Below are 16,067 nucleotides of genomic sequence, written 5' to 3' on the forward strand. Positions count from 1 at the left end.
CCGTCATGCGAAGCCTCCTGCTGGTCTGCTGCCTGCTCGCCACGAGCGTGCTCTCGGGCTGCTCCGCCGTGGAGTCGACGGTGATCGCGGTCCCGGCCGCTGACGAGGCGACGCAGGTCGGCCAGCCCCTCGACGTCGAGGGGCTGGAGGAACGGGTCGCGGAGATCTGCGACGGGTGCACGGTCGAGGTCTTCGACGCGGGCGGTGATGCCGACACGCAGGCGGAGCTGTTCGACCGGGCGCTCGTCGACGCCGACCTCCGGTGATCCTCGACCCGGTGGACCCGGAGCTGGCCGAGTCGCTCGTCCAGCAGGCCGGGGAGGTGCCGGTGATGGCCTACGGCACGCTCGTGCCCGGCGCCGACTGGTTCGTCGGCGTGGCCGATCCCGCCACGCCGGCAAGCGGCGTGACCAGCGACTCGGAGGCGGCTCGCGAGGTCATCACCCGCGACCGCGAGAGCTTCTCCTACATCCCCGCGGCGGCGATGAGCGACCGGGCCGCCGACGTCGCGGTCGGCGAGCTGGCCGACGAACCGGTGGGGGAGTCGGTCGACCACGAGGGCGTGCCGTCGTGGCTGTTCGAGTCCGTCGAGGTGACCGTCAACGACCTGACCACCGTCGTGGTCGCCTCCGGTGCGATGACACTGGCCGAGCTGTGCGCGGGCGACACCGCCAAGCGGTGCGCCAAGCTCGGGCTGATCTGACCGCTCCGTTCACCCACAGGCCACGTCGAGTGCCTACGGTGAAGGTCTTGTCCCTCACCCACTCGGAGGACCGACCCATGAAGCGCCCGACCCTGCTCGCTGCCGCACTGCTCGCCGCCGTACCCCTCGTGATGACACCGGTCGCTCAAGCGGGCGACACCGGCGACGTCCGCTTCTCCACGTTCAACGCGTCGCTCAACCGCAACGCCGCCGGTCAGCTGGTCGCCGACCTCTCGACTCCGGGCAACGTGCAGGCGGCCAACGTCGCCGAGACCATCCAGCGCGTGCGCCCCGACGTCCTGCTGGTCAACGAGTTCGACCACGCCCCCGAGGCCGTCGACCTGTTCCGCGACAACTACCTCGAGGTCTCGCACCACGGCTCGCAGCCGATCGACTACCCCTACGCCTACATCGCGCCGTCCAACACCGGTGTCCCGAGCGGCCACGACCTCGACAACAACGGCTCGATCGGCGGCGGCAACGACGCCTACGGCTTCGGCCTCTTCGAGGGCCAGTACGGCATGGTCGTCTACTCGAAGTTCCCCATCGACACCGATGCGGTCCGCACCTTCCAGACCTTCCGCTGGGCCGACATGCCCGGTGCGATGCTGCCCGACAACCCGGCCACCCCGGAGCCTGCCGACTGGTTCTCCGCAGACGAGCTCGACGACGTACGCCTCTCGTCCAAGTCCCACTGGGACATGCCGATCGACGTCGACGGCACCACCATCCACTTCCTCGTGTCGCACCCGACGCCGCCCGTCTTCGACGGTCCCGAGGACCGCAACGGCACCCGCAACCACGACGAGATCCGCTTCTGGGCCGACTACGTCTCCGGAGCCGACTACATCTACGACGACTCCGGTGTGTACGGCGGACTGCCGGCCACCGAGCGGTTCGTGATCGCCGGCGACCAGAACTCAGACCCGCTGGACGGCGACTCGGTGCCCGGCTCGGCGCAGCTCCTCCTCGACCACCCGCGCGTCAACGACGCGAAGACCCCAAGTCGGCCGGCGGCACCCGGGCGGCCGAGCTGCAGGGAGCGGCCAACCTGTCCCACGAGTCGCACCCGCGCTTCGACACGGCCGACTTCGACGACCGGCTGTGCTGCGGTCCGGGCAACCTGCGCGCCGACTACGTGCTGCCCTCGAGCGACCTGAAGATCCTCGGATCCGGCATCTTCTGGCCGACGTCGGACCAGCCGTACTACTACCTGACCGGCAACTTCCCGTTCGTGCCGACCTCCGACCACCGTCAGGTGTGGGTGGACCTGCGCCCGTAGGTCGTCGTTCGCTCCACGACGGGTCGGTCGATGCCGGCGCCGATCTCGACGAGCTCGGCGACGGTCTTGGCCGACCCGTGCTCGCTGCCGGCCATCCGCGAGATCGTCTCCTCCATGAGCGTCCCGCCGACGTCGTTGGCGCCCGCGCGCAGCATGGCGCGGGTGCCCTCGACGCCGAGCTTGACCCAGCTGGTCTGGATGTTGGGGATTGACCCGTGCAGCATGATCCGGGCCATCGCGTGCACGGCGAGGTTGTCGCGCAGGGTCGGGCCGGGGCGGGCGACGCCGGCGAGGTAGATCGGTGAGCTGGTGTGAACGAAGGGCAGCGGCACGAACTCGGTGAAGCCGCCCGTCTCGTCCCGGATCCCGCGCAGCACCCGCAGGTGCGCCACCCAGTGCCGTGGGTTGTCGACGTGGCCGTACATCATCGTCGAGCTCGACCGCAGGCCCACCCTGTGCGCGGTGGAGACGACCTCGATCCAGGTCTTCGTCGGCAGCTTTCCCTTCGTCAGCACCCAGCGGATCTCGTCGTCGAGGATCTCCGCGGCCGTGCCGGGGATCGTGTCGAGGCCGGCCTCGCGGGCCTTGATCAGGAAGTCCTCGATCGACAGCCCGGTGCGTGCGGCACCACTGACGATCTCCATCGGGCTGAAGGCGTGCACGTGCATGTCGGGCACCCGCTGCTTCACCGCGGAGACGAGGTCGAAGTAGGCCGACGCCGGCAGCTCCGGGTCGATGCCGCCCTGCATGCAGACCTCGGTCGCGCCGAGCTCCCACGCCTCCTGCACCCGGTCTGCGACCTGCTCCGGGGAGAGGGAGAACGCGTCGGCGTCGGTCTTGCGCTGCGCGAACGCGCAGAACCGGCAGCCGACGTAACAGATGTTGGTGAAGTTGATGTTGCGGTTGACGACGTAGGTGACGTCGTCGCCGACGGTCTCGCGCCGCAGGTCGTCGGCGAGGCGGCAGACCCGGGTGAGCAGGTCGCCCTCCGCGGTCATCAGCGCCAGCGCCCGGTCGTTACTGAGGCCGGCCGGGTCCTCCTCCGCGGCCCGCAGTGCGGCGTACCCCTCGGAATCCCGGGGTAGTCCAGTGCCAGACGGCTGCGTTTGAGACGTTTCGGCAGCCGTTTGCCACTGGACTACCTCTCGCAGGGCCTCCCAGTCGCCGTACACGCTGTCGAAGTCCTCGCGGCGATCCTTCGTGCGGCCCTCGGTGTCGATGGTCGCGTGCAGGTCGGTGCGACCCGTGCCCTCGAGCCCCGCGTCGGGCTCCTGCCACGGCAGTCCAACGGGTCGTACGCCGATGCGCGCGAGCCCGTCGGGAAGCGCGAGTGCGTCGATGTGGGCGTCGAGGCGCGGGTCGAGCCGGGGGCGTGCGCTGGCGCACGTAGTGCGGGTGCACCGTCAGCCGGGGCGCCGGGTCGAACCCTGCCTCGGCGGTGACCGCTCGTAGGCGCTCGATCGAGGGCCACGGGCGCTCGGGGTTGACGTGGTCGGGCGTGAGCGGCGAGACGCCGCCCCAGTCGTCGACGCCCGCGTCGAGCAGCGCGCGGCACTCGGAGCTGTCGACGAGGTTGGGCGGCGCCCGGATCCGCATCGTGGGGCCGAGCAGGATCCGCGAGACCGCGATGGCCGCGCGGTAGTCGGCCAGCCCCGGTCGTCGGCGTGCCGCATCGCGGTGTCGGGCTTGGCCCGGAAATTCTGGACGATGACTTCTCGGATCGAGCCGTAGAGCTTCGCGATCCGTCGCAGCTCGAAGATCGTCTCGGCGCGCTCGGTCAAGGTCTCGCCGATGCCGACGAGAAGCCCGGTGGTGAAGGGGATCGACAGCCGGCCGGCGTCCTCGAGGACCCGCGAGACGGATGGCGGGGTCCTTGTCGGGCGAGCCATGGTGCGCCTCGCCCTTCGTCTCGAACAGTCGGCGCGACGTCGTCTCGAGCATCATCCCCATCGAGGGCGACACCGGCTTGAGGCGCGTCATCTCCTCCCACGACATGACGCCGGGGTTGAGGTGCGGCAGCAGCCCGGTCTCCTCCAGCACCCGGATCGCCATCGCCCGGATGTAGTCGAGCGTCGAGTCGTAGCCCTGCTCGTCGAGCCACACCCGCGCCTCGGGCCAACGGTCCTCGGGTCGGTCGCCGAGGGTGAAGAGCGCCTCCGGGCAGCACAGCGCCGCGCCCTCGCGGGCGATGGCGAGGATCTCGTCGGGGGAGAGGTACGGCGAGGACAGCTTGCCCGGCACCGTGACGAACGTGCAGTAGTGGCAGCGGTCGCGGCACAGCCGGGTGATCGGGATGAACACCTTCGGGGAGTAGGTCACCACGCCCGGTCGGCCGGCGCGGACCAGTCCCGCATCGCGCACCCCGGCCGCCACCGCGCACAGCCGGTCCAGCGACTCGTCGCGAGCCGCCAGCAGGGCGGCGGCCTCCTCGACGTCGAGCGCCGCACCGCGTTCCGGCGCACACCAGCGCCCGGCGGATCTGGGCGGGGGTGGCCTCCATGGCCACATCCTTCCAGCCCGCCGGACGCGGTGGATCAACGCATGTGAATGACCGGTCAGTGGACCGTCTCGATCGGCGCCTCGATCTCGGCGGTGGTGAGCCGGTGGTCGTCGCTGTCGAGCTTGCTCGGCCACCAGATCTTGCCGCCGAGGTCCATGTTGATCGCCGTCACCGGGACGGACCGCACGATCATCGTGTCGAGGATGACGCCGAGCGCGACCGCGACCCCGAGCTGGGCCAGGGAAGACGACCGGGATCGTCCCCAGCACCGGGGAAGGTGGCCGCCAGCACCGGGCCGGCGCTGGTGATCACGCCGCCGGTCGAGGTCAGGGCGACCAGTGATCCCTTGCAGGGTGCCGAGGTGCATCGTCTCCTCGCGGACTCGCGTCATCAAGAAGATGTTGTAGTCGATGCCCGGGGCCACCAGGGAACACGAAGGCGAACAACGGGAACCCGGGGTCGGACCCGGCGAACCCGAAGACGTACTTGAACAGCACCGAGCTGATGCCGACGGCGGCCCCGAAGGACAGCACGACGGTGCCGATCAGGATCAACGGAGCCAGCACCGAGCGCAGCAGTGCCATCAGGATCAGGAACACCACGAGCAGGATGATCGGGATGATCAGCACGTTGTCGGCGTTGGCCGCCTCCTTGGTGTCGAGGTAGAACGCGGATCCACCGCCCACGAGTGCGTCGGCGCCGTCCACCGCATGCACTGCGTCACGCACCGACTCGACCGCCTCGAAGGCAGCGGGCGAGGACGGGTCGGAGTCGATCGCCGCCTCGATGAAGGCGACACCGTCCTTGACCATCGGTGCCTTGGGCTCCTCGACGCCGTCGACGCCCTTCATGGCGGCGGCGACGGCGTCACCCTGCTCGGCGTTGGCGACGACGGCCACAGTGTTGGACTGGTCGACGAGGCCGTGCTCCACGAGCATCTTCTGGCCGGTGATCGACTCGAACTCCTTGGTGTAGGTGTCCTCGGTCGAGAGCCCGTTGGTGTCGAGCGTGAAGAGCCCCGGGCAGCAGACGGCCGGGATCACGCTCGTGCCCACCCACACGCGGCGCGGGTTGGGCGCGATCCGTCGGCCGACCTTGGCCCAGAAGCCGGTCTGCGTCGGCTCGGCGGGAGCCGAACGCGGGGCGGCGCGGCCAGAAGATCCAGCGACCGGTGATGACCAGCAGCGCGGGCAGCAGGGTGACCATGACCAGGGACCGTCACCGCGATGCCGATCGCCGCCACCGGGCCGAGGCCCGCGGTGGAGTTCATCTCGGCGAAGAGCAGGCACAGCATGCCCGGGACGACGGTTGCGGCGCTGGCGAAGAGGGCCGGTGCTGCCCGGTGGAGGGCGAAGGCCATGGCCTCGTGCCGGTCCTCGTGGCGGCGGAGCTCTTCTCGGTAGCGCGCCACCGGGGAGCAGGGCGTAGTCGGTGCCCGCTCCCACGACGAGGATCGTGAGGATGGCCTGCGACTGCCCGTTGACCGTCAGGTCGGCGTACTTCACGAGGAAGTAGATCAGCGCCTGCGAGGTGAACAGGGAGATGCCGGCGCACATGATCGGCAGGATCCAGAGCACGGGGCTGCGATAGGTGAAGAGCAGGATCAGGATCACGACGCCGAGGGTGGCGAAGAGCAGCGTGGTGTCGATGCCACCGAAGGCCTCGGCGGCATCGGCCGCCCGGCCACCCATGCCGGCGATGTAGACGCTGACGCCGTCGATGTCGGCGATGCCGCGGAGGTCGTCGGCCGCGTCGGGCAGCGCGTTCCACCCGTCCTTGCCGAAGTCGAACGTCACCGAGGTCTGGGCGACCTCGCCGTCCTCGGAGATCGCCGGGAAGCCGATCTGCTCGGCCGTGGCCGGGCTGATCACCGCCGGCGGGCGGCCCTCGGCGGGCGACTCGATGCCGTCGAGCGTGGCGAACTCCGTCGCCTGCTCCTCGATGGCCGCGCGGTCAGCGTCAGAGGAGCCCGCCGTCGCGCTGGTAGACGACGAGGGTGGGGATCGCGTTGACGTCCCGGAAGGCGCCGAGCTTCTCGAGGGCGCGGGTGGACTCGGCGCTCTCGGGCAGCCACGAGGAGGCCTCGTTGTTCTGGACGTCGATCAGCTTGGAGGCGAACATGGAGGACCCGGCAGCGATGGCCAGCCGAGCGCGATGAGCACTATCCACTTGGTGGTGGGGCCGGTGAGCGAGCCGGCGATCTGTCGATGCATGCGGAATAGTCAACCGGAGAGCACCGACATTGCGCATCCGGATAGTCCCTGAGTGCGACTCAGGGTTCTCAGGGTTACCCAAGGTTGGGCAGGCTCAGCGGGTCTGGAGGCGGAACGGCGACTCCATGTCCCCGTCCGGGTCGGCGACCGGCGCGACGGCGTACTCCATCGAACCGTCGAGACCGAGCCGCACGATGGCGAACTCCCCGCCCCGGTAGGTCACGGCCGGGATGTGCGTCGCGTCCTCCCAGACCTCGTCGAAGTAGGTCGTCGTGGCCTTGCGGGTGCTGGCGAAGGTGCGCTCGGGCTCACCCGAGCGGAGGTCGAGCACGTCGAGGGTCGTCGGGCCGAAGCCGTCGGCGTAGGCCGGGGTGCCGAGCACGTGCTGCTTGTCGGGGGAGATGTCGCTGAAGGCGTTGTCGCACGTGCGCCACTTGATCCTCCGGTTGCGCGTCATCGCTGCACGAGCCGGTGTCGCTGAAGTTCGTGTACGCGCCGAGCCAGCGTCCTCGACCGGCGCTGATCGCGGGGAACCCGGTGGTGTCGACGATGCCGTGGGAGGACACCGCCCAGCTCTGGCGGCTGCGCGACGAGTTGACCGGGACGGCGCAGCCGTTGCTGGTCTCGTCCTCCTTGCAATAGCCGTTGGTGACGTAGGCGGGCGTCCCGAACTGCTTGCTCGGGATGGACGGCATGCGCAGCACGCGGTCACCGTCCCGGTCGATGACCTTGACGCCGCCACGCCGGGTCGTGAACGCGACCGCCTCCCCGTCGGGCGAGGTCGCGAGGCCGTAGCCGGTGCGCCAGCTGGATCGGCCCGCCGTGCCGTCGGCGCCGATCCATCGGGTGATCGGCCGACCGTTGGGGTCGACGGTGTCGAAGGTCTGGACGACGTAGCCAGAGCCCGTCGGCGCGATCGCGTTGACGTCGCCGGTGATCGTCGTGGTGCCGCCGCTGCCGTGGATCACGGTCTTCGACCCCTGCTGCTCGGTCCACACCAGCTTGGGTGCGGTGCCCGTCTCCGGGTCGGAGACGTCGAAGATCGTCCGGGCAGGGCCCTGTTCCTGCGCCCGGGCGCTGGATCCGAGGAGGGTGAGGGCCAAGGGTGCAACGGCCAGCACGGCCACGATTCGCTTCATGACTGCTCTGACGCCGACATGCCGTCAAAGGTTGCACGGCGGGAACGACGTCGGCAAGGGCAGTCCCCGGGCATCGAGCACCTCGCGGAGCCGGTCGGGGTAGTTCGTGATCAGCCCGTCGACGCCGAGCCGGATGAGCGCGGCCATCGTGGGCGGGTCGTCGACGACGTACGGGATGACCTGCAGGCCGACCTCGTGTGCGCGATCGACGAGCTCGCCGTTGGCGAAGGGGACGTATGCCGCATCGTCGACGCCGGACAGGAACGGGCTGCCGTGGATGGGGGAGATGGCGTCGAACCCCTGCTCCGCCGCGGTGACGACGAACTCCGCCGCCACGTCCGGGCCGTCAGAACCAGCGCGACGGTCCGTCCGCCGCGGGCTTGAGGTACTTCGGGGAGACGAGCAGGTTGCGGCGTACGCCCTGCTCCTCCTTGCCGACCGGGCGCATGACACCCCAGTCGAAGCACTGGACGGACGTCCGCTCCACGAGTCCGTCGATGCGGATCGCGTCGAGGGTGACCGCCACGAACTCGTCCCGCGACGTGAGCTCCGAGGCCGCGAGCGCGTCGAACTTGATCTCGAGATTGATGCGTACGTCGACCGCCTCGCGCTCCTCCGAGGAGCGCCGCGACATCGCGCAGCAGCGGCATCGACGGCGGCAGGTCAGCGCGCCCGAGGTGCCGGATCAGGCGGGCGTCTGCGAGCGCCGGGTCGTGGCTGACGACCACGTCGTCGTCGCGGGTGAGGTGGACGTCGAGCTCGAGCGTCGAGACACCGAGTGTCAGCGCAGCGCCGAACGCCGCGAGGGTGTTCTCCGGGTGGGGCCCGGCGCCGCCACGGTGCGCCTGCAGGTCGAAGGTCACGAGTCGTAGAGGCCGCTCACCACGTCGGCGTACTTCTTGTTGACGACGCGGCGCTTGAGCTTGAGGGTCGGGGGTGAGCTCCTCCGACTCGGCGGTCCACTCGTGCGGCAGCAGCTCCCACGACTTCACCTGCTCGGGCCGCGAGAGTCGTGCGTTGGCCTTGTCGACGGCGTCCCGGACCATCGCGCGGACCTGCGGGTGCTGCGACAGCTCGGCGAGGTCGGTGGTCTCGATGCCGAGCTGCGCGGCCACCAGTGGTGCGATCTCGCCGTCGAGGGTGAGGATCGCGACGATGTAGGCCCGGTTGTCGCCGATGGCCATCGCGTGGCCCACGAGCGGCGACTCCTTGAGGTAGTTCTCGATGTTGGACGGCGCGATGTTCTTCCCGGCGCTCGTGATGATCAGCTCCTTCTTGCGATCCACGATCGCGAAGAAGCCGTCCTCGTCGAGGCTGCCGATGTCGCCGGTGTGCACCCAGCCGTCGGCGTCGATGAGGTTGCGCGTCGCCTGCTCCTGCTGGTGGTAGCCGGGCGTGATGACGGGCCCGCGGACGAGCACCTCGTTGTCCTCACCCAGCGTGACCTCCATGCCCGGCGTTGCGCGGCCGACCGTGCCGAGCCGGAAGCCCGCCGGGCCGTTGGCGGTCACCGCACCGCAGGTCTCGGTCATGCCGTAGACGTCGAAGACCTTGAGCCCGAGCCCGGCCATGAACTTCGCCACCTCGATCGGCATCGGCGCTGCCGCGGAGCCGGCCCGGGTGACCTGGTCGAGTCCGAGCAGCAGCTTCAGGAAGCCCAGGGATGGCTTCGTCCGCCTGCTTGTAGGCAGCCTCGATCTCGGGCGTCATCACGCCCCCGACCTCCCGGGCCTGCACCCACGCGAGACCGGCGGCCATGGAGTCCTGCACCAGCTTGACGTTGTCCGGGTTGGGGTCGGCGGCGAGCTTGGCCGAGATGCCGGTCTTGATCTTCTCCCACACCCGCGGGACGCCGAAGAACGCCGTCGGGTGGACCTCGCCGAGCGTCGCCAGCAGCTCGGCGGGATCGCCGATGCAGTAGGAGTGGCTGCCGACGACCTGCGGTCCGTAGAGGCTCAGCACCCGCTCGGCGATGTGCGCGAGCGGGAGGTAGGACACCCGGCGTTGGCCGGGCTCGAGGCCGGCTGCCTCCGTGGTGCTCAGTGCCTCGTAGACGACGTTGTGGTGGGTGAGCACGACGCCCTTGGGATTGCCGGTCGTGCCCGACGTGTAGAGGATCGTCGCCGGGGCGTCCCGGTCCCGGGGCGGCGTGCCGCTCCTCGATCGCATCGGGACTGGCTTCTCGATGGGCCTTCCCGCTGGCCACGAAGTCGTCCCACGTCGCTCCACCCTCGGGCACCGTGGCGTCGCCGATGACGACGACCTTCGCCACTCCGTCGAGCGCCTGCGCCCAGCGGTCGAGGTGGTCCTGCGTCTCGACGATGACCACCTTCGGTCGAGACTCGGCGGCGATGAAGGCGACCTGTTCGGGGGACAGGGTGTTGTAGATCGACATCGGGGTCGCCGCTGCGTGCACGCCGCCCATGTCGGCGACCATGTGCTCTATCCGGTTGGTGGCCATGATCGCGACCGTGTCGCCGGTCGCGACCCCGACCTCGATCAGCGCCCCCGCGACGTCGAGCGCCAGCTCCCGGGTCTCGCGCCAGTCAGGGTGCGCCAGGTCTCTCCCTCGGGCACGTCGTGCTTGTCGCTGTACGCCGCCTCGTCGGCGTACGCCGTCGCCGTACCCGCCAAGGCGTCGATGAGTGTGCGACCGCCGACCTGCTCCTCGATCCGTGCGCGGTGGGTCAGGACGTCGTCGGTCATCTGTGTGCTCCCTCGGGGTGTGATCGGCGCCACGATCCTCGTCCACCCGAGGGGGCGCTGGCTAGGGGTCGAAGCCCGGCATCGGCGTCGAGGCGCAGTCGCAGGAGTCGCCGCACGCGAGGAAGGTGTGGGCCGCGTGCCCGCAGCGCGGGCACGGCAGGTCGTGCGACAGATGGATCGTGTTGGTCTGGACGGTGTCCCACATGGTCGTGCCTCCGCGTCGTCTCGTACTCTCGTTAGGATCACGAACGGGGTCCGCGGAATACGACAGGACGACGAAACGCATGGTGGCGAGCCGATCAGCGCGCAGAGCGCAAGGCCTCAGTCGAGGCCGGTTCCCCGGCGACGGTCAAGATCGACTCGGACTCCCAGGGAACAGTTCTCCTACAAGATCGCGTGCACCGCGTGCCGCAACATCGCGTCGGGGAGGCACCCGTCCTCGCGCCCGGTCGACCTACCGCCCCGGCGGCGACAACGGCTACATGGCCGCGATGGACCGCTGGATCTTCCACCCGGTCGAGAAGCACCCGGGCGTCGAGGCGCCCTGCTCGGCCTATCTCGCGGCCGCGCAGGAACGACTGCACGAGCGCCGCGCATGAGCCGGATCTTCACCGTCAGCTTCGCATCCGTGTATCCCCACTACCTGACGAAGGTGGAGAAGAAGGGGCGGACGGTCGCCGACCTGCACGAGGTGATCGAGTGGCTGACGGGCTACGACGAGAAGGCGCTGGCCGCGCACATCGCGGCCGAGACGACCTTCGAGGACTTCTTCGCGTCGGTGTCGATCAACCCGAAGGCGTCGTTGATCACCGGCTCCATCTGCGGTCACAAGGTCCGGGAGATCGAGGATCCGTTGATGCAGCAGATCCGCTACCTCGACAAGCTCGTGGACGAGCTGGCGAAGGGCAAGGCGATGGAGAAGGTGCCGCGGGCGTAGCTGCCCGCGCGGTGCTTGACCTGTAGGTCTCGACGATCAACGCTGAGGACATGGGCAATCAGGCGCTGCTCACGTTCGGCCGGCTGGACGTGGTCCGGGTCCGTGTCGGCTACCGCGCGAGTCCGGAGGACCTGCCCGACCAGCAGTTCCTGCTCGACGTCTCGGTCCAGGAGCCAGTGGACGAGGAGCTCGTGCTCGGCGCGCTGGAGCCGGTCCTGCACGTGCGTTCCGGTCCGCCACGTCACTACTCCCTCCACCAGCACCGGTGGCACACCAGCTGGGGCGCCAGCCCGGGCGCCCCGGAGATCGGGCTGCTCGTCACGACCGGCACGACGGCCGACCTGCAGGCACCTCCCGACGGGGTGACGCGCGCCTTCCGCGACCTGCTGGCACTCGTCGGCCGCCCCGAGCCGACGTCGACGACTCGGGAGGCCGCGATCGTGCTGGCACGCCGCGGAGCGGCGACGGTCTACGCCGCGGACCCCGACACGTTGTCTCTCAGCGCGGAGGAACACCATCCGCCCGAGAACTCCCGGACGTTCAAGCTCCGCACGCCCGCCGACGACGCCTACGAGGTCGTCGTGGGCTTCGTCGATGGCTACGCCGGGTCGGTCCGCGTGCAGCACGAGCAGCGGATCGAGGTCTCCGACTCGCTCGGCGCCGAATGACTCCCTGCCGGGGCGCAGGCCTCAGCCGATCGTGCTCGCGTCGATCACGAAGCGGTAGCGCACGTCGGAGGCGAGGACGCGCTCGTAGGCCTCGTTGACCCGGTCGGCCGAGATGATCTCGATCTCGGAGCCGATGCCGTGCTGGGCGCAGAAGTCGAGCATCTCCCCGGGTCTCGGGGATGCCGCCGATCATCGAGCCGGCGAACGAGCGTCCGTTGGTGAGCAGGCTGAAGACGTTCAGGCTCAGCGGCTCGGCGGGCGCGCCGACGTTGACGAGCGCACCGTTGACCGTCAGCAGCCCGAGGTGGGCATCGACGTTGATGGGCGCACTGACGGTGTTGATGATGATGTCGAACGAGCTGCGCAGGACCTTGAACGTGGCGGGGTCGCTGGTCGCGTAGTAGTGATCGGCACCCGTGCGGAGCCCGTCCTCCTGCTTCTTCATCGACTGCGAGAGCACGGTCACCTCGGCGCCCATCGCGTGCGCGATCTTGACGGCCATGTGGCCCAGCCCGCCGAGACCGACGACGGCGACCTTCTTGCCCGGACCGGCGCCCCAGCGCTTGAGCGGTGAGTACGTCGTGATGCCCGCGCACAGCAGCGGGTGCGGCTGCAGCGGGGTCGATGCCGTCGGGGACGGTCAGGACGTAGTCGGCGTCGACGACGACGTGCGTCGAGTAGCCGCCCCGGGGTGGTGCTGCCGTCGCGGTCCTTGGCGGCATAGGTGCCCACCATGCCCCGGACGCAGAACTGCTCGTCGCCGTTCTTGCAGTGAGCGCACTCGCCGCACGAGTTGACCATGCAGCCGACGCCGACGCGGTCTCCGACCCGGTGCCGGGTCACGCCGGAGCCGACCTCGGCGACGGTGCCCACGATCTCGTGGCCGGGCACGACGGGGAAGGGCTGCGAGCCCCAGTCGCCGTTGACGGTGTGGATGTCGGAGTGGCAGATGCCGGCGAACTCGATCGCGATCAGCACGTCGTTGGCCCCGACCTCGCGGCGCTCGATCGTGATCTGGGCGAGGGGCTGACCGGCAGCGGGTGCGGCGTAGGCGTTGACGTTCATCGGGTGGTGCTCCTTCGTGGATGTCATGGTGTGGGGGGCCGCTTGAGCTCGTCGGCGATGACGCGTGCCTCGCCGCTGAGCTGTTGGGCCGGGGGCGTCGTCGCCCGCGTTGATGGCTTGCCAGTAGTCGATCTTGAGCCGCACGTAGCGCTGGCGGACGGCGATGTGCTCCGCCTCGACCCTGAGCCGCTCCTGCTGGGCGGTCAGCAGCGCGACCCGGGCGTTGGCGGCCACCGGACCCAGCGCGCCGTTCGCGACGTACGCCCGCATGTCGGCCACGGACATGCCCGTGGCAGCGAGGCAGGCGACCCACATCAGCCGGTCGAGGTCGGCCTCGTCGTAGACGCGGTGCTTGCTGCTCTCGCCGCGGGTGATGTGGTCGATGACGCCGACCGACTCGTAGTAGCGCAGGGTGCTGGCCGGGAGGCCCGTCAGGGCTGCCGCCTCCTTGATCGTGTAGCTGCGCGTGGTCACGTCGTCGAACGTAGGAACTTCAAGTGCTTGAAGTCAAAGGCGTGCGGGACGCTTGGCTCGTGATCCAGCGCCTCTTCGTCTACGGCACCCTCGCGCCCGGCCGCCCCAACGAGCACGTCCTCGAGGACATCGAGGGCCACTGGGAGTCCGCCACGGTCAGGGGCAGGCTCGTCGAGGAGGGCTGGGGCTTCGAGCACGGCTACGCCGCGCTCGAGCTCGACGACGACGCCGCCGAGGTCGCCGGCCTGCTGTTCGTCTCCGAGCACCTCGAGGAGCACTGGGCGCGACTCGACGAGTTCGAGGGTGTCGGCTACGAGCGAGTCAGCGTCCGGGCGGTGGGCGACGACGGTCCCGTGGAGGCCCACGTCTACGTCAACAGGGAGACTATTCACTCGGAGTAGTCACTGTGTGTATAGTCGCCGCATGAGCATCGGTCACGTCCTACTCGGCGTCCTGTCCGCCGGGCCTGCGCATGGCTACGACCTGAAGCGGGAGCACGATGCCCGGTTCCCGAGCGCCAAGCCACTGGCCTTCGGGCAGGTCTACTCCACGTTGTCGCGCCCGGAGCGCGACGGACTGGTCGAAGTGGCCGAGACGTCGCAGGACGGCGGCCCCGAACGGACCACGTACGCCTTGACCTCCGCGGGGAGAAGTCACTGGCGGCGTGGCTCGAGGAGCCCGAACAGGCAGGGCCGTATGCCGCTGACGACCCGGTCAGGAAGACGGTGATGTCCCTCCATGTGGGCTCCGACGCGGGGGAGTTCCTGCGTCGGCAGCGGGCAGTGCACCTGGCTCGGATGCGAGAGCTCGTCGCGCTCCAGTCGGCAACGGCCGACGCGGACGAGCAGATCGCCGTCGACCACACCATTTCCCATCTCGACGCAGACCTGCGTTGGTTGGACACGGCGGCCGCCCGGGTGGCCGCACGACGAAAGGTTCGTCCATGAGTGCCGCAATCGTGGAGGCCCGCGCTGTGCGCAAGGCGTTCGGCCGGACCGAGGCCCTGCGCGGGACCTCGATCGCGGTGGACGAGGGCGAGGTCGTCGCGGTCACCGGGCCCTCCGGCAGCGGCAAGTCGACGCTGCTGCTCAGCCCGGCCGGCGTCCTGAGGCCCGAGGCCGGCGAGATCTGGTTCGACGGGCGCAACCTGACCGACCTCTCGGAGAGCGACCGCACCCGGTTGCGCAGGCGCGAGTTCGGACTCGTGCTCCAGTTCGGTCAGCTCGTGCCCGAGCTGACCGCAGGGCAGAACGTCGCCCTGCCGCTGCTCCCGGAGAAGCACGAGGCGCGCCGCGGCCAACACCCTCGCCCGGGGCTGGCTCGAGCGCCTCGACGCGCTGGCCATGGCCGATGCGCTCCCCGGTGAGCTGTCCGGCGGTGAGGCGCAGCGCGTGGCGATCGCGCGTGCCCCGGTCACCGGCCCGCGAGTGATCTTCGCCGACGAGCCCACGGGCTCGCTCGACACGGTCAGTGGCGAGCGAGTCCTGTCGGCGCTGCTCTCCACGGCGCGAGACACGGGCGCGACCGTCGTCATGGTCACCCACGACAACAAGGTCGCCGCGAGCGCGGACCGTGAGGTCGTCATCCGTGACGGCGCGGTCGAGGCTGCGCCGGTGACCTCATGATCCGCCCGGCTCTGACCCTGACCCGCGCCGGCGGCTGGCCGCGGATGCTGCTGCTCGGCTCGTGCACCGCCGTGGTCAGTGCCCTGCTGCTGCTCGTCGTGAGCTACGCCCGGTTGCCCGAAAATCCCAACGAGATCCTCTTCAACGTGGTCGCCGATCCCGGCACCCGCGGCGGTACGGCGTTCGCGACCGGTCTCCTCACCCTGCCGCCTCTCCTCCTGCTATACCGGGCCGTCCGCCTCAGGACGGCCGCCCGTGACCGGCGACTCGCAGCCCTGCGACTGGCGGGCGCGACCCCGGGGGAGGTGCGACGACTGGGCGCTCTCGAGGTCGGCATCCCGGCCCTGCTCGGCAGTCTCGGCGGGATCGCGCTCTACTGGTTGCTGCGCCTGCTGCTCGGTGGCGAGGTGTCCTACAACGACTTCGGCGGCAACGGCTACGTCTACACCGAGAGCCTCCGACTCGTGCCGACCTCGGTCGCGCCGCTGTGGTGGCAGGTGCTGCTCGTGGTCATCGGCACGACCGTCCTCGGTGTGTTCGTGGGGGCTCGCGCCTCGCGTGGTGTCGTGGTCACCCCGCTGGGGGTCTCGCGCCGGCAGGCCGCCGCACCGCCCGGGCCGTGGGGGTTGGTGCTGGTGGCCGGCGCGATCGTCCTCCTGCCGGTTGCGCTGCTCGTGTTCGAGCCGGCCGTCTTCGTGGCCATCGGTCTCGCCGTGCTGGGTCTGATCGGTCTTGCTCCGTGGGCTGCGTTCCGA

General features: G+C 69.9%; 21 protein-coding genes and 7 pseudogenes. 13 read left to right on the forward strand and 15 right to left on the reverse strand.

The window, feature by feature from the left end; genetic code table 11:
- Positions 1-5: 5 nt before the first annotated feature.
- From LP418_RS17390 to LP418_RS17405, 4 genes are all read left to right on the forward strand, one after another.
- A complete protein-coding gene (locus LP418_RS17390; protein ID WP_257953011.1) occupies positions 6-266 on the forward strand; it encodes a hypothetical protein in 261 nt (86 codons plus the stop codon).
- The gene (locus LP418_RS17395; protein WP_257953012.1) at positions 263-703 is read left to right on the forward strand and encodes a hypothetical protein; all 441 of its coding nucleotides are present in this window, start codon (positions 263-265) and stop codon (positions 701-703) included. Before LP418_RS17390 ends, LP418_RS17395 begins: the two co-directional genes overlap by 4 nt.
- Positions 704-780: 77 nt before the next feature.
- Positions 781-1,863: an endonuclease/exonuclease/phosphatase family protein gene (locus LP418_RS17400; protein WP_257953013.1), complete on the forward strand. Its 1,083-nt coding sequence runs from the start codon at positions 781-783 to the stop codon at positions 1,861-1,863.
- Positions 1,842-1,985 (forward strand): hypothetical protein, encoded by a 144-nt coding sequence (locus LP418_RS17405; protein WP_257953014.1) that lies wholly within the window; start codon positions 1,842-1,844, stop codon positions 1,983-1,985. The genes LP418_RS17400 and LP418_RS17405 overlap by 22 nt, the downstream gene beginning before the upstream one ends.
- Here LP418_RS17405 and LP418_RS17410 read toward each other — a convergent pair.
- The 13 genes and pseudogenes from LP418_RS17410 to LP418_RS17475 form a co-directional block, all read right to left on the reverse strand.
- Positions 1,958-4,485 (reverse strand): annotated as a pseudogene (locus LP418_RS17410) (bifunctional FO biosynthesis protein CofGH). The gene LP418_RS17405 and the pseudogene LP418_RS17410 overlap by 28 nt on opposite strands.
- 55 nt (positions 4,486-4,540) lie before the next feature.
- On the reverse strand, positions 4,541-4,876 hold the full coding sequence (locus tag LP418_RS17415; protein WP_257957077.1) for an MMPL family transporter: 336 nt from the start codon (positions 4,874-4,876) through the stop codon (positions 4,541-4,543).
- A complete protein-coding gene (locus tag LP418_RS33715; RefSeq protein WP_442939938.1) occupies positions 4,812-6,356 on the reverse strand; it encodes an MMPL family transporter in 1,545 nt (514 codons plus the stop codon). The genes LP418_RS17415 and LP418_RS33715 overlap by 65 nt, the downstream gene beginning before the upstream one ends.
- 88 nt (positions 6,357-6,444) lie before the next feature.
- Positions 6,445-6,606 carry a hypothetical protein gene (locus LP418_RS17435; RefSeq protein ID WP_257953015.1) on the reverse strand — a complete coding sequence of 54 codons (162 nt, stop codon included), beginning with the start codon at positions 6,604-6,606 and terminating at the stop codon, positions 6,445-6,447.
- Between the two features lie 186 nt (positions 6,607-6,792).
- Positions 6,793-7,080: a hypothetical protein gene (locus tag LP418_RS17440; RefSeq protein WP_257953016.1), complete on the reverse strand. Its 288-nt coding sequence runs from the start codon at positions 7,078-7,080 to the stop codon at positions 6,793-6,795.
- The gene (locus LP418_RS17445; RefSeq protein WP_257953017.1) at positions 7,007-7,837 is read right to left on the reverse strand and encodes a hypothetical protein; all 831 of its coding nucleotides are present in this window, start codon (positions 7,835-7,837) and stop codon (positions 7,007-7,009) included. The genes LP418_RS17440 and LP418_RS17445 overlap by 74 nt, the downstream gene beginning before the upstream one ends.
- Positions 7,838-7,861: 24 nt before the next feature.
- A complete protein-coding gene (locus LP418_RS17450) occupies positions 7,862-7,984 on the reverse strand; it encodes a hypothetical protein (protein WP_257953018.1) in 123 nt (40 codons plus the stop codon).
- A 6-nt stretch (positions 7,985-7,990) separates the two neighbouring features.
- Positions 7,991-8,290 (reverse strand): annotated as a pseudogene (locus tag LP418_RS33720) (hypothetical protein); the annotation flags it as partial.
- 257 nt (positions 8,291-8,547) lie between these two features.
- A pseudogene (locus LP418_RS33725) lies at positions 8,548-9,369 on the reverse strand (glycerophosphodiester phosphodiesterase family protein); the annotation flags it as partial.
- Positions 9,269-10,006 carry an AMP-binding protein gene (locus LP418_RS33730; RefSeq protein ID WP_442939939.1) on the reverse strand — a complete coding sequence of 246 codons (738 nt, stop codon included), beginning with the start codon at positions 10,004-10,006 and terminating at the stop codon, positions 9,269-9,271. The pseudogene LP418_RS33725 and the gene LP418_RS33730, both read right to left, overlap by 101 nt.
- An 88-nt stretch (positions 10,007-10,094) precedes the next feature.
- A pseudogene (locus LP418_RS17465) lies at positions 10,095-10,397 on the reverse strand (AMP-binding protein); the annotation flags it as partial.
- The gene (locus LP418_RS17470; protein ID WP_257953020.1) at positions 10,337-10,543 is read right to left on the reverse strand and encodes a hypothetical protein; all 207 of its coding nucleotides are present in this window, start codon (positions 10,541-10,543) and stop codon (positions 10,337-10,339) included. The pseudogene LP418_RS17465 and the gene LP418_RS17470, both read right to left, overlap by 61 nt.
- Before the next feature lie 61 nt (positions 10,544-10,604).
- Positions 10,605-10,748, reverse strand: a complete 144-nt coding sequence (locus tag LP418_RS17475; protein ID WP_257953021.1) for a hypothetical protein — start codon at positions 10,746-10,748, stop codon at positions 10,605-10,607.
- A 79-nt stretch (positions 10,749-10,827) separates the two neighbouring features.
- Here LP418_RS17475 and LP418_RS17480 point away from each other — a divergent pair, with 79 nt between their 5' ends.
- Genes LP418_RS17480 through LP418_RS17490 form a run of 3 tightly spaced genes read left to right on the forward strand, consistent with a single transcriptional unit; the run spans position 10,828 to position 12,148 of the window.
- A complete protein-coding gene (locus LP418_RS17480; RefSeq protein ID WP_257953022.1) occupies positions 10,828-11,142 on the forward strand; it encodes a hypothetical protein in 315 nt (104 codons plus the stop codon).
- On the forward strand, positions 11,139-11,480 hold the full coding sequence (locus tag LP418_RS17485; protein ID WP_257953023.1) for a DUF2200 domain-containing protein: 342 nt from the start codon (positions 11,139-11,141) through the stop codon (positions 11,478-11,480). The genes LP418_RS17480 and LP418_RS17485 overlap by 4 nt, the downstream gene beginning before the upstream one ends.
- 50 nt (positions 11,481-11,530) lie before the next feature.
- Complete coding sequence (locus LP418_RS17490) at positions 11,531-12,148, forward strand: hypothetical protein (protein ID WP_257953024.1); 618 nt, start codon at positions 11,531-11,533, stop codon at positions 12,146-12,148.
- A 21-nt stretch (positions 12,149-12,169) separates the two neighbouring features.
- Here LP418_RS17490 and LP418_RS17495 read toward each other — a convergent pair.
- Together LP418_RS17495 and LP418_RS17500 are read right to left on the reverse strand one after the other, a co-directional pair.
- A pseudogene (locus LP418_RS17495) lies at positions 12,170-13,213 on the reverse strand (NAD(P)-dependent alcohol dehydrogenase).
- 315 nt (positions 13,214-13,528) lie between these two features.
- A pseudogene (locus tag LP418_RS17500) lies at positions 13,529-13,687 on the reverse strand (MerR family transcriptional regulator); the annotation flags it as partial.
- A 59-nt stretch (positions 13,688-13,746) separates the two neighbouring features.
- Between LP418_RS17500 and LP418_RS17505 the strand changes: the two are divergent.
- From LP418_RS17505 to LP418_RS33735, 6 genes and pseudogenes are all read left to right on the forward strand, one after another.
- Entirely contained in the window at positions 13,747-14,088 is a 342-nt protein-coding gene (locus LP418_RS17505) for a gamma-glutamylcyclotransferase family protein (RefSeq protein WP_257953025.1), read from the forward strand.
- A 22-nt stretch (positions 14,089-14,110) separates the two neighbouring features.
- Positions 14,111-14,416 (forward strand): PadR family transcriptional regulator, encoded by a 306-nt coding sequence (locus LP418_RS17510; protein WP_257953026.1) that lies wholly within the window; start codon positions 14,111-14,113, stop codon positions 14,414-14,416.
- On the forward strand, positions 14,416-14,634 hold the full coding sequence (locus LP418_RS17515) for a hypothetical protein (protein ID WP_257953027.1): 219 nt from the start codon (positions 14,416-14,418) through the stop codon (positions 14,632-14,634). The genes LP418_RS17510 and LP418_RS17515 overlap by 1 nt, the downstream gene beginning before the upstream one ends.
- Positions 14,631-15,053, forward strand: coding sequence for an ATP-binding cassette domain-containing protein (locus LP418_RS17520; protein ID WP_257953028.1), 423 nt, complete (start codon positions 14,631-14,633; stop codon positions 15,051-15,053). Before LP418_RS17515 ends, LP418_RS17520 begins: the two co-directional genes overlap by 4 nt.
- The gene (locus LP418_RS17525) at positions 15,031-15,312 is read left to right on the forward strand and encodes an ATP-binding cassette domain-containing protein (RefSeq protein WP_257953029.1); all 282 of its coding nucleotides are present in this window, start codon (positions 15,031-15,033) and stop codon (positions 15,310-15,312) included. Before LP418_RS17520 ends, LP418_RS17525 begins: the two co-directional genes overlap by 23 nt.
- Before the next feature lie 44 nt (positions 15,313-15,356).
- Positions 15,357-15,860, forward strand: a pseudogene (locus tag LP418_RS33735) (FtsX-like permease family protein); the annotation flags it as partial.
- Between the last annotated feature and the right edge of the window lie 207 nt (positions 15,861-16,067).

It is taken from the genome of Nocardioides sp. B-3 (genome assembly GCF_024703895.1).
In the GTDB taxonomy this organism is placed as follows: Bacteria; Actinomycetota; Actinomycetes; order Propionibacteriales; family Nocardioidaceae; genus Nocardioides.